The organism is Streptomyces sp. BV286 (genome assembly GCF_019090165.1).
Taxonomy (GTDB): domain Bacteria; phylum Actinomycetota; class Actinomycetes; order Streptomycetales; family Streptomycetaceae; genus Streptomyces.
In genome coordinates this window covers 1-11,959 of record NZ_JAHRIB010000118.1, presented here as the reverse complement: position 1 = coordinate 11,959, position 11,959 = coordinate 1, and the positions used below count along the sequence as shown (strand labels likewise).

The window sequence follows — 11,959 nt, the reverse complement described above, 5'->3', positions numbered from 1 at the left end:
GGCGGGCCCGGTGCGGGCGCCGGGGCGAGCGGAGCGGCCAGGCCCCAGCGCCGGTACGCGTCCGCGGCGGGCGCGTGCGTGCGCACCTTCTGCGCGGCCTTCTTGCCGAGCCTCTCGATGGGGTCGACGGACTGGGCACAGCCGGAGAGGCAGAGCACGCCGGCGAGCAGCGCCGCGGCCCCCCGCCGCCTCACAGGTAGTCCTCCAGACGCGCCACCGCGTACCCCTTGCCGGTGACCAGCTTCAGGAAGTGGCGGAGCATGTCGGGCATCGTGCCCTTCCAGTGCTCCTTGCCGCGGAAATGGCTGAGAACGATGTCTCCGGGCCGCAGGTCCCGGTCCCATTCCCGGTAGTCCCAGCGGTCGGCGAAGACCTCCTCGTTCCACAGCGGGACCGCCTTGATGCCGCAGGCTCCGGCCGCGCGCAGGGTGTCCTCGTCGTAGTTGCCGAAGGGCGGGCGGAAGAGGGCCGGGCGCCTGCCGTACCGCTCCTCGATCACGTCCTGCATGCCGCAGATCTCGCGCTTCTGCGCGGCGTACGACAGGCTCGGCAGGTAGCGGTGGCGGAGCGTGTGGTTGTTCAGGACCACGCCGGTGGCCTGCATCTTCTTGAAATACCCGTAGTCGTCCTTGACCAGGTAGTCACTGAGGAAGGCGGTGTACGGGATCTTCAGGTCGCTCGTCATGCGCAGGAACGCGGGGTCCTTCTCGGCGCCGTCGTCGATGGTGAGGAAGACGACCTTGTCCTTGGTGGGGACGGTCGTGAAGACGGGGGGCAGGCCCTCGTGGTCGCCCACCTCGAAGCCCTTGCGGGTGCTGATGTGCGGCTTCTTGGCCGGGGCGGGCGGTGCGGGCAGGGGGGCCTTCGCCAGCCCCCACTTCTTCGCCGCGACGGCCCGGGCGCGCTGTGCCTGACGGAGCTCGGTGGCCTTGCGGAGCTGCTGGCCGGCGGCCGGGGCGGTGCCGGCGCCGGGCCCCGGCCCGGAGCAGCCGGCGGCCAGTGCGGTGGCTGTCAGCAGGAGGAGCGCGGTCCGCATCGGGTGGGCCCGGCGGCCGGTCGCCCGCGGGCCGGCGAAGGCTTGTCGCGCGGCGGTTCCCCCGGCCCTCCCGAGGACGTCTCCCCTGCCCCTTTCTCCACCGTTGCTGTCATTTTGTCGTACAAGTCGCATGGAGCCGGATACTCCCAGGACGAGGTCCTCTCCCCCGCCCCGACACCGCCGTCGCGCGCGTGCCGTCCACCGACTGGCCCACAATGGGGCGGTGAACGACCTGGATCCGCCCGCCCGCCACGCCGACCCCGCACCTGACCGACGGGATGCGCCCGGCACTCCCGTGTCGTCCTTTGCCGCCCTGCTCACCGACCGCGGGAGCGCTCTGCTCGACGAGGTGCGCGGTACGGAACCCGCCCGCGAGTTGGCCGTCGCCACCCGGCTGCGGCGCGAGCACCCCGCTGAGCTCGTCTCCGCGGCGCTCGGGCAGGCCCGGCTGCGGCAGCGGGCCGCGGTGAAGTTCGGCGCGGCGGACGCGGAGCGGATGTTCTTCACGCCGAACGGGGTGGAGCAGTCGACCCGGGCGACCGTCGCCGCCTACCGTGCCGCGCGTTTCCAGGAGCTCGGCGTACGGTCCGTGGCCGACCTGTGCTGCGGGATCGGCGGCGACGCGATCGCGCTCGCCCGGGCCGGGATCCGGGTCCTCGCCGTCGACCGGGACCCGCTGACGGCCGCCGTGGCGCGGGCGAACGCGGACGCGCTCGGGCTCGGCGGGCTCATCGAGGTGCGCGAGGCGGATGTCACGGAGGTCGACACGTCCGCGTACGACGCCGTCTTCGTCGATCCCGCCCGGCGCGGTGGCCGTGGGCGCGTCTTCGATCCCGAGGCGTACTCGCCGCCCCTGTCGTGGGCCGTCCGGGCCGCACTCGAGGCGCCCCTGGCCGCGCTGAAGATCGCGCCCGGCATTCCGCACGAGGCCGTCCCCGCCGAGGCCGGCGCCGAGTGGATCTCGGACTCCGGGGACGTGAAGGAAGCCGTGCTGTGGTTCGGCACGCGGGAGGCCGGGTCGGTCCGCGCGACTCTGCTGCCCGGGCCGCGCACCCTGGTCGGCCGTGGGCTGCCCGATCCCGCGGTGCGGCCCGTGGGGCGCTATCTGTACGAGCCCGACGGGGCCGTCATCCGCTCGCATCTCGTCGCGGAGGTCGCCGAGGAACTGGACGGCGGAGGGCTGGTCGACGAGACGATCGCCTACATCACCGCGGACTCGGTGACGGCGACCCCGTACGCCACCGCCTACGAGATCACCGACCGGCTTCCGTTCAACGTCAAGAAGCTCAAGGCCCTCCTGCGGCAGCGCGAGGTCGGCATCCTGACCGTCAAGAAGCGCGGGTCGGCGGTCGAGCCGGAGGAGCTGCGGCGCAAGGTGAAGCCCCAGGGCCGGAACTCGGCGACCGTGTTCCTGACCCGGGTGCAGGGCGCCCCGACCATGCTCGTGGGGCACCCCGCCCTGCCGAAAAGCTAACCGTCCAGCTGGCCCAGGGTCGCGTTCGACGGGCCCCTGCGGGACTGCTCGTCGCGGGCCACGTCCTCCGCCGCGCCCAGCACCCGGACGGAGTTCTGCCAGGTCACCTTGGCGAGGTCCGGCTTCGACCAGCCGCGGTCCAAGAGCTCCGCGATCAGGTTCGGGTAGCCGGACACGTCGTTCAGGCCCTCGGGGGTGAACGCCGTGCCGTCGTAGTCGCCGCCGATGCCGAGGTGGTCGACGCCCGCCACCTCACGCATGTGGTCGAGGTGGTCGGCGACCGTCGAAACGGTCGCGACGGGGCGGGGGTTGGACTCCTCGAACACCCGGTGGACCTTCATCGCCTCGACGGTCGTGTCGAGGTGGTGGAAGCCCTGCTCGCGCATGTTCTCGTCCGCGGCCGCCGTCCAGTCGACCGCGGCCTGGAGGACGAACTTCGGAACGAACGTCACCATCGCCACACCGCCGTTGGCGGGCAGGCGCTCCAGTACGTCGTCCGGGATGTTGCGCGGATGGTCGCAGACCGCCCGCGAGGACGAGTGGGAGAAGATCACCGGCGCGACGGACGTGTCCAGTGCGTCCCGCATGGTCGTGGCGGCCACGTGGGAGAGGTCCACCAGCATGCCCAGGCGGTTCATCTCGCGGACGACCTCGTGGCCGAAGGGCGACAGGCCGCCGACCGCCGGCTCGTCCGTCGCCGAGTCCGCCCACGCGATGTTGTCGTTGTGGGTGAGGGTCATGTAGCGGACCCCCAGTTCGTACAACCCCCGCAGCGTGGCGAGGGAGTTGTCGATCGAGTGACCGCCCTCGGCGCCCATCAGCGAGGCGATACGGCCCTCTCCGCGCGCCGCCTCCATGTCGGCGGCGGTCAGCGCGCCGCGCAGGTCCGCCGGATACCTCGCGATCAACTGCCGTACGCAGTCGATCTGTTCGAGCGTCGCCGTGACCGCGCCGGGCAGGTCCGAGCGCACGTACACCGACCAGTACTGCGCGCCGACGCCGCCCGCGCGCAGCCGCGCCAGGTCGGTGTGCAGGTGGGCGCTCTGGTCGCCGGCGATGTCGCGGGCGCCGAGGTCGTAGCGGACCTGCTCGCGCAGCGCCCAGGGCAGGTCGTTGTGCCCGTCGACCACGGGGAACTCGGCGAGAAGTGCTCGGGCGTCGTCGGCGGAGGACATGCGCGTCACTTCCCGAAGCCGAAGCCGTTGCCCGTGCCGGACTCGACCTTGGAGCGCAGCCGCTTGCCCTTCTCGGTCGCCTGGTCGTTCAGTTCCTGCTGGAACTCGCGCATCCGGCCGAGGAGTTCCTCGTCCTGCGTGGCGAGGATGCGGGCGGCCAGCAGACCCGCGTTGCGCGCGCCGCCCACCGAGACCGTGGCGACCGGGACGCCCGCCGGCATCTGGACGATCGACAGCAGCGAGTCCATGCCGTCCAGGTACTTCAGCGGAACCGGCACGCCGATCACCGGCAGCGGGCTGACCGAGGCGAGCATGCCGGGCAGATGGGCCGCGCCGCCCGCCCCCGCGATGATCACCTTCAGGCCGCGCCCGGCCGCATCCTCGCCGTACGCGATCATCTCGCGCGGCATGCGGTGCGCGGAGACCACGTCGACCTCGTACGCGATCTCGAACTCGTCGAGGGCCTGGGCGGCCGCTTCCATGACGGGCCAGTCGGAGTCGGATCCCATGACAATGCCTACGACAGGGCTCATTCGGTGATCGTTCCTCTGAGATAGCCGGCTGCGTGACGGGCGCGCTCCAGCACGTCGTCCAGGTCGTCGCCGTAGGTGTTGACGTGGCCCACCTTGCGGCCGGGCTTCACGTCCTTTCCGTACATGTGGATCTTGAGCTTCGGGTCGCGGGCCATGCAGTGCAGGTACGCGGAGTACATGTCGGGGTAGTCGCCCCCCAGCACGTTCACCATGACCGTCCAGGGCGCGCGCGGGCGCGGGTCGCCGAGGGGCAGGTCCAGGACCGCGCGGACGTGGTTGGCGAACTGGGAGGTGATCGCGCCGTCCTGGGTCCAGTGGCCGGAGTTGTGCGGGCGCATGGCCAGCTCGTTCACGAGGATGTCGTTCTTCCCGTCGGGTCCACGGGTCTCGAAGAGCTCCACGGCGAGGTGGCCGACCACGCCGAGTTCCTTCGCGATGCGCAGGGCCAGCTCCTCCGCGCGGAGCGCGAGCTCCTCGGAGATGCCGGGCGCCGGCGCGATCACCGTGTCGCAGACCCCGTCGACCTGCTGGGACTCGACCACGGGGTAGGCCACGGCCTGGCCGTGCGGGGACCGTACGACGTTGGCGGCCAGCTCGCGCACGAAGTCGACCTTCTCCTCCGCGAGGACCGGGACGCCCGCGCGGAAGGGGTCCTCGGCCTCCGCCGCGGACCGTACGACCCACACGCCCTTGCCGTCGTAGCCGCCGCGGACGGTCTTGAGGACGACCGGGAAGCCGTCCCCCTCCGCCGCGAAGGCCGCCACGTCCTCGGGGTCGCTCACGATCCGGTGCCGTGGGCACGGCACGCCGATCTCGTCGAGCTTCGCGCGCATCACCCCCTTGTCCTGGGCGTGCACGAGCGCGTCGGGCCCGGGGCGCACGGGAATGCCGTCCGCCTCCAGGGCCCGCAGATGCTCTGTGGGTACGTGTTCGTGATCGAAAGTGATCACGTCGCAGCCCCGCGCGAAGGCCCGCAGCGTGGCGAGATCGCGATAGTCGCCGATGACGACATCGCTGACCACCTGCGCCGCAGAATCCTGGGGGGTGTCACTGAGGAGCTTGAACCTGATGCCGAGCGGGATGCCCGCCTCGTGTGTCATACGAGCGAGCTGCCCCCCGCCGACCATGCCGACTACCGGGAACGTCACACCCCCAGGGTATCGGCCATATCGGGCCACTCCTGTCGCGCGCATGATCATCGAAAGTTCCGCATGTTCGTCACATCCCGGCCACATATTCGAGTCCGGACCAGGCACGGAAGGGAACCGCTGGTTAGCATGGCGGAGTCGACGAAGGTTGACGAAAATGACGTATCCGACGAGACGGGGGCTGGGCGACACCATGGGCAAAGGTGGTAAACGCAGGGCTCATGCCAGGCCACCGAGCGCCGTTCGCATGCGAATCGACCGGCTGACCAGGGAAGTCGCAAAGTTCGGCGCGGTCGGCGGAGCCGGCCTGCTCGTCAACCTGATCACGTTCAACCTGGTGCGCAGCACCACCGACCTCCAGGTCGTCCGGGCCAGTGTGATCGCCACGGTCGTCGCGATCGTCTCGAACTACATCGGTTTCCGGTACTTCACATACCGTGACCGCGACAAGAGTGGCCGGACCAAGGAGCTGACCCTGTTCGCGCTGTTCAGCGCGATCGGCCTCGTCATCGAGAACGGCTTCCTCTTCGCCGCCACGTACGGTCTGGGCCTCGACAGCGCCCTCGCGAGCAACGTCTTCAAGTTCGTCGGCATCGGTATCGCGACGCTGTTCCGCTTCTGGTCCTACCGCACCTGGGTCTTCCGGGCGGCCCCGGCCCGCGAGGCCGTGGCCAGCGCCGAATCGTTCCTGGAGCACCCGCAGGCCTATCTGCCGGACGAGGACATCCCGACCCGTCAGTTCCGCCAGGTCCAGCGCGTGCGCTGAGGCCGGCCGGGGACCGAGGACCTTCAGCGCACCGTCGGCTCCCCGCCGTCCTGCGACCGCTTCAGCTGCGTACGCGACAGGAACAGCCCGAAGACCGGAGGCTGCGCCTGGAGCATCTCCAGGCGCCCCCCGTCGGCCTCGGCGAGGTCGCGGGCCACGGCGAGGCCGATGCCCGTGGAGTTGCGGCCGCTGATCGCCCGCTCGAAGATCCGCGCGCCCAGGTCCGCGGGAACACCGGCTCCCTCGTCGGTGACCTCGATCACAGCCTGGTTGCCGGTGACACGGGTGCGCAGGGCGACCGTGCCGCCACCGTGCATCAGCGAGTTCTCGATCAGCGCGGCGAGGACCTGCGCCACGGCTCCGGGCGTCCCGACGGCCTGCAGATGGTGCTTGCCCGAGCTGACGATGGCGCGGCCCGCGTTCCGGTAGGCGGGGCGCCACTCCGCGAGCTGCTGCTTGATGACCTCGTCGAGATCGAAGGTGACGGCGGAGCCGGTGCGCGGGTCGCGGGAGTTCGTCAGCAGCCGTTCCACCACGTCGGTGAGGCGCTCGACCTGTCCCAGCGCGATCGTCGCCTCCTCCTTCACCGTGTGCGGGTCGTCGGTGAGCGTGATCTCCTCCAGCCGCATCGACAGCGCGGTCAGCGGTGTACGCAGCTGGTGCGAGGCGTCGGCGGCGAGGCGCCGCTCCGCCGTCAGCATGCGGGCGATGCGCTCGGCCGAGCCGTCCAGCACGTCCGCGACCCGGTCCAGCTCCGCGACCCCGTACCGCTTGTGGCGCGGCCTCGGGTCCCCCGAACCGAGCCGCTCGGCGGTCTCCGCGAGGTCGGTCAGCGGGGAGGTGAGCCGGTTGGCCTGGCGGACCGCGAGGAGCACGGCGGCGACCACCGCGAGCAGGGCCACCGCCGCGATGATCAGGAGCGTGCGGCCGACCTCGCGGGTGACCGCGGAGCTGGCCTCCTCGACCGTGACCGTCTCGCGCTGCTCGCCCTTGCGGGTGGACTTGATGACGTCACCGGTGGGCTTGGTGCCGATGTGGATGTCGGCGCGGCCGGGGATCTCGATGCGCGCGTACCGGTCGCCCGTGACCTGGTCCTTGAGGACACCGGCGCTGATGAGCTCGTCGCCGAGGATGCGGCTGTCGACGATGCTCACCAGCCGCACCGCCTCGGAGTCCACACGTTCCTGGGCGCTGTTGCTGATCGTGCGGGTCTCGACGATGACGAGCGAGACCCCGAACACGGCGATCACGACCAGGACGACGGCCAGCGTGGAGTTGATGAGACGGCGACGCACAGGCCCCTCCGGACAACTGATCAATGAGGGCTAGGGCCGCGCCCCTTCAGGGGCGCGGGGAACTGCGCGATCAGCCACACACACCCCGCAGCCGCGCACCCCTCGTCAGGACACGACGGCGACAAGGCGAACCCGGCCGAGCCCGCGGAGCGGCCTAGCTCTTCTCGAAGCGGAACCCGACGCCTCGTACCGTCGCGATGTACCGCGGATTCGCGGCGTCGTCGCCGAGCTTCTTGCGCAGCCACGAGATGTGCATGTCCAGCGTCTTCGTGGACGACCACCATGTGGTGTCCCAGACCTCACGCATCAGCTGGTCGCGGGTGACGACCCGGCCGGCGTCCCTGACGAGCACCCGGAGCAGGTCGAACTCCTTGGCCGTGAGCTGGAGCTCCTCGTCGCCCATCCACGCCCGGTGCGACTCGACGTCGATCCGCACGCCGTGCGTGGCGGGCGGCTGCTGGGGCTCGGCCGCGCCGCGCCGCAGCAGGGCCCGGACCCGGGCCAGCAGCTCGGCGAGGCGGAACGGCTTGGTGACGTAGTCGTCGGCGCCCGCGTCCAGACCGACGACGGTGTCCACCTCGTCGGCGCGCGCGGTCAGGATGAGGATCGGCACGGTGAGACCCTCGGCGCGCAGCCGCCGGGCCACCTCCAGGCCGTCCATGCCGGGCAGCCCGAGGTCGAGCACCACGAGATCGATGCCGCCCTGGATGCCGGCGTCGAGCGCGGTGGGTCCGTCCTCGCGTACCTCAACCTCGTACCCCTCCCGGCGCAGGGCGCGGGCCAGGGGTTCCGAGATGGACGCGTCGTCCTCGGCGAGCAGTACTCGGGTCATGAAGTGATGGTAGTCCGCCGCGGACCAGTGCAGTGAGGGTGATCGACCTCCGTGGTGGTCCGGCGGGGAAAGGACCGTGCAACCCTGTGGGTTGCGGATGTAAATCTATGAACGACCTTCGATTCAGGCGCATAGTTCCATCCATACCTGTGATCCATCTCTCAAGTCCGGTCATATGCGGCATTGCCAGGACGTGGGGCCTTATGGTGACCGGACGCCTGTAGCATCACACGGGGACCTTTGGCGGGAGTTCGATGCCGAAGGTCTCTTTTGTGTGCGGGCTGGTGCCCACCAGCCTTGAAAGGAATGACCTGTGGCCGGGCCCCGAGCGCGAGGACGCGCGAGGGGCGTGGATCCCGGTGGTCGTCGTCCACCGCTCCGAGTTCGGGAGCGGACTCCCCGTGGGCGTGGGGCGGGACGGCTCTCCCGCCGGTGCCGGCCGCCTCCCCCACCGGGCGCGCACTCGCTCTCGAAGCGCGTCCCGACCAGCAAGGAACGACCATGGCGTCCAGCCTGACGAAGGACTCGGTCTCCCCGGGCACCCCCGGTTCCGAGAAGACCTTCTTCGGCCACCCCCGCGGACTGGCCACTCTCTTCATGACCGAGATGTGGGAGCGGTTCTCCTACTACGGCATGAGGGCACTCCTCCCGCTGTACCTGGTCGCCCCCGGCGGCCTGCACCTGAGCGCGACCGCCGCGACCGCGATCTACTCGGTGTACCTGTCGCTCGTGTACCTGCTCACCCTGCCCGGCGGCTGGTTCGCGGACCGCGTGCTCGGCCCCCGCAAGACCGTCGCCGTCGCCGGCCTGGTCATCATGCTCGGCCACCTGACGCTGGCGCTGCCCTCGTCGGGCACCTTCTACGCGGGCCTCGGTCTCGTCGCGATCGGCTCGGGCCTGCTGAAGGCCAACATCTCGACGATGGTCGGCCACCTCTACGACGGCCCGGACGACCCGCGGCGTGACGGCGGCTTCACCGTCTTCTACATCGGCATCAACCTCGGTGCCTTCGCCGCCCCGCTGGTCATCGGCACCATCGGCGAGAACGTCGACTGGCACCTCGGTTTCGCGCTCGCCGCGCTCGGCATGGCGCTGGGTCTGGCGCAGTTCCTGCTGGGCCGCCGTCACCTCGACGCGCGCTCCGACGTCGTCCCGACGCCGATGTCCGCCCAGGAGAAGGCCACGACCCTGCGCAAGGGCCTGCTGTGGCTGGCCGTCGCCGCGTTCTTCTACGCCGTCGTCGGCTTCTCCGGCCACTACACGCTGAACTGGGTCCTGGTCCCGCTCACGGTCCTCGGCCTGGTCATCCCGGTCTGGGTCATCGCCCGTATCAAGCGGGACAAGTCGCTGGACAGCGTCGAGCAGTCGAAGATGTCCGCGTACATCTGGTTCTTCGTCGCCGCTGCCGTGTTCTGGATGATCTACGACCAGGGCGGCTCCACGCTGTCGATCTTCGCCGAGTCGTCGGCCGAGAACACCGTGTTCGGCTGGGAGTTCCCGGTCTCCTGGTACCAGTCGGTGAACCCGGTGCTGATCATGGCCCTGGCGCCGGTCTTCGCCTGGGCCTGGCTGGCGATGAACCGGGCCGGCAGGGAGCCGAGCACGATCGTGAAGTTCTCCTCGGGCCTGGTCCTGGTCGGTGCGTCGTTCTTCCTCTTCCTGGCTCCCCTGTCGATCGCCGAGGGCGGTCACAAGGCCGCCGCGATGTGGCTGGTCGCCATCTACTTCGTGCAGACCGTCGGCGAACTGACCGTCTCCCCGGTCGGCCTCTCCGTGACCACGAAGATGGCTCCCGCGAAGTACGCCTCCCAGATGATGGGCGTCTGGTTCCTCGCCGTCACCGCCGGCGACGCCACCACGGGCCTGCTCTCCATCGCGGGCGTCGACCTGAACGGCATGGGTGTCGTCGCCATGCAGGCCACCCTCGCCGTGGTCGCCGGCTTCGCCGTCTACATGTACCGCAACAAGGTCAAGTCACTGATGGGCGACGTCCGGTAGGGCGCCCCCGAACGGCCGGAGGCCGTTCCTCAGGGGCGCGGGGAACCGCGGGACCGTCCACGACGGTCCCGCGGTTCCCCGCGCCCCTCATCCACTACGGCGCCCTCCGCGAAGCGCTACGGCATCCGGCGCGCGGCGCGCCCCTGCCGTCGGGGCATGAACGTGAACACCGCTCCGCCGAGCAGGATCGCGGTCCCGGCGACGAGCCCGAGCGCCCGCAGCCCTCCGCTGTCGTCGGCCCCGGTGTCCGCCAGCCCTCCGCCGGTACCACCGGCCGAGCCGGAGCCCGACGTACCGGTCCCGCCGGCTGAGCCGCTCCCGCCCGCGGCACCGCCCGGCTGTGCCGACGTGTCCAGCGTCAGCGACACCGCGGACTTCGTCGGCGTGCACGTCGTCGTCGTACCGAGCGCCTTCACGGTCAGCACACCCGGTGACAGCGTCGACTCCCCGTCCGCCCCCGGTTTGTACGTGCCCTTCATGTCGGAGATCACCATGGGATCCCCGGACTTGATCGCCTCGGCGTTCGTCGCTCCCTCGACGTGGACCGTTCCCGTGTCGGCGCCGCCCAGCACGACCTCCATCGACGGTTTGACCGAGTCCGCCGGGATGTCGGCGGGGCTGTCCATCACGGACCCCTTGAACTGGACGGTGAGGTCGTAACTCCCGCCGTTCTTCTTCGCGTTGATCTGGACCGGCGAGGTCGCGTCCTTGTCCCCGATCGGGGTCTTGCACGCGTAGGGGATCTCGACCGCCTTGCCCGTGAAGTCGGTCTCCCCGCCGCCCCCGGTGGAGCCTCCCGTGTCACTGCCCCCGGTCGGGGTCGGGGTCGGGGTCGGAGTCGGCGTCGGAGTGGGGGTCGGGTCGGTGCCGGTGGGCGGCGGGCTGGTGGGCGGAGTGCCCCCGCCCGCCGTGACGTTGATGGTCGCAGCGGACTGCACCGTCTCCGTCGGCGCGCACTTGGTGTCCGTCGACATGACGTTGATGGCGTACGCGTCCGGCGTCAGCGTCACCGCGCCCGCCGTCGTCAGTTTCAGTTTGCCCTTCATGTCGGACAGGATCATCGCCCCGCCCTTGGGGATCGCCGGGTTCTGGCGCGTCCCCTGCATCGCGACGGACGTGGTCTGCGCGCCGGCCGCCTTCAGGGTGCCGGACGGCTGGACGGAGTTGGCGGGCAGATCGATGAGGTCGGGGTTCTTCGACGCGGCCTGCGTGAACTTCCACACCACCTCGACCTCGTCGCCGACCTTCGCCGTGGCGGGCGCGGTGATCTCCACCTTGGTGGTGCCCTTGACCGTCGGCAGCCCGGCGACCGGAGGCGGTACGCAGTCGGTCGCGTAGGACACCTCGGCGGCCTGGGCGGGCGCCGCGGCCACACCCAGCAGGACTCCCGCACCACCGAGCATCATCGCGACTCCGGCCGCGCTCGCTCTCCGGCCGCCTCTCGGCCGGACTCTCCGTTGCGTGCTCACGTGTTTCCCTTCCTGGTGGGGGTCGTCGGAGTGTTCTCGTGCGGTGCGGAGAGCCGGTCGGCCTCGGCGGCCCCCGGATCGGTGTCGGGGGTGAACCAGGGCAGGGCCGGGTTCGTACGGGAGTCCGGGCGCGCGGCGTCGTCGGCGCCGGACCCGGAGGGCGCCGGAGCCGAGCCGGGCCTCGGCATCCGCAGGGTGACGTCGGGCAGCCGCAGCCCGCCGCGCCGCACGCC

Annotated in this window: 10 protein-coding genes and 2 pseudogenes; 3 read left to right on the top strand and 9 right to left on the bottom strand. The window is 70.8% G+C overall.

Annotated elements, in window-relative coordinates:
• Together KUF83_RS16485 and KUF83_RS16480 are read right to left on the bottom strand one after the other, a co-directional pair.
• A pseudogene (locus tag KUF83_RS16485) lies at window positions 1-194 on the bottom strand (polysaccharide deacetylase); the annotation flags it as partial.
• Window positions 191-1,168: a polysaccharide deacetylase family protein gene (locus tag KUF83_RS16480; RefSeq protein ID WP_217455445.1), complete on the bottom strand. Its 978-nt coding sequence runs from the start codon at window positions 1,166-1,168 to the stop codon at window positions 191-193. The pseudogene KUF83_RS16485 and the gene KUF83_RS16480, both read right to left, overlap by 4 nt.
• Here KUF83_RS16480 and KUF83_RS16475 point away from each other — a divergent pair.
• Entirely contained in the window at window positions 1,167-2,510 is a 1,344-nt protein-coding gene (locus KUF83_RS16475; protein ID WP_217455444.1) for a methyltransferase domain-containing protein, read from the top strand. The two genes, KUF83_RS16480 and KUF83_RS16475, sit on opposite strands and share 2 nt — an antisense overlap.
• Here KUF83_RS16475 and KUF83_RS16470 read toward each other — a convergent pair.
• The 3 genes from KUF83_RS16470 to KUF83_RS16460 are packed head-to-tail and all read right to left on the bottom strand — an operon-like array spanning window position 2,507 to window position 5,366.
• Complete coding sequence (locus tag KUF83_RS16470; protein WP_217455443.1) at window positions 2,507-3,685, bottom strand: dipeptidase; 1,179 nt, start codon at window positions 3,683-3,685, stop codon at window positions 2,507-2,509. The genes KUF83_RS16475 and KUF83_RS16470 overlap by 4 nt on opposite strands.
• Window positions 3,686-3,690: 5 nt before the next feature.
• The gene (purE, locus tag KUF83_RS16465) at window positions 3,691-4,218 is read right to left on the bottom strand and encodes a 5-(carboxyamino)imidazole ribonucleotide mutase (RefSeq protein ID WP_217455442.1); all 528 of its coding nucleotides are present in this window, start codon (window positions 4,216-4,218) and stop codon (window positions 3,691-3,693) included.
• Window positions 4,215-5,366: a 5-(carboxyamino)imidazole ribonucleotide synthase gene (locus KUF83_RS16460; protein ID WP_217455441.1), complete on the bottom strand. Its 1,152-nt coding sequence runs from the start codon at window positions 5,364-5,366 to the stop codon at window positions 4,215-4,217. Before KUF83_RS16460 ends, purE begins: the two co-directional genes overlap by 4 nt.
• Before the next feature lie 193 nt (window positions 5,367-5,559).
• Here KUF83_RS16460 and KUF83_RS16455 point away from each other — a divergent pair, with 193 nt between their 5' ends.
• Window positions 5,560-6,132, top strand: coding sequence for a GtrA family protein (locus KUF83_RS16455; RefSeq protein ID WP_217455447.1), 573 nt, complete (start codon window positions 5,560-5,562; stop codon window positions 6,130-6,132).
• Between the two features lie 23 nt (window positions 6,133-6,155).
• On the opposite strand, the gene KUF83_RS16450 is transcribed toward KUF83_RS16455, so the two are convergent.
• Window positions 6,156-7,427, bottom strand: coding sequence for an ATP-binding protein (locus KUF83_RS16450; RefSeq protein WP_217455440.1), 1,272 nt, complete (start codon window positions 7,425-7,427; stop codon window positions 6,156-6,158).
• A 154-nt stretch (window positions 7,428-7,581) separates the two neighbouring features.
• Window positions 7,582-8,259 (bottom strand): response regulator transcription factor, encoded by a 678-nt coding sequence (locus KUF83_RS16445; protein WP_053745752.1) that lies wholly within the window; start codon window positions 8,257-8,259, stop codon window positions 7,582-7,584.
• Window positions 8,260-8,760: 501 nt separating this feature from the next.
• On the opposite strand from KUF83_RS16445, the gene KUF83_RS16440 reads away from it, so the two are divergent.
• The gene (locus KUF83_RS16440) at window positions 8,761-10,257 is read left to right on the top strand and encodes an oligopeptide:H+ symporter (RefSeq protein WP_217455439.1); all 1,497 of its coding nucleotides are present in this window, start codon (window positions 8,761-8,763) and stop codon (window positions 10,255-10,257) included.
• Window positions 10,258-10,373: 116 nt separating this feature from the next.
• On the opposite strand, the gene KUF83_RS16435 is transcribed toward KUF83_RS16440, so the two are convergent.
• Window positions 10,374-11,660: a hypothetical protein gene (locus tag KUF83_RS16435; RefSeq protein WP_217455446.1), complete on the bottom strand. Its 1,287-nt coding sequence runs from the start codon at window positions 11,658-11,660 to the stop codon at window positions 10,374-10,376.
• A gap of 62 nt (window positions 11,661-11,722) precedes the next feature.
• Window positions 11,723-11,959: pseudogene (locus tag KUF83_RS16430) on the bottom strand (hypothetical protein); the annotation flags it as partial.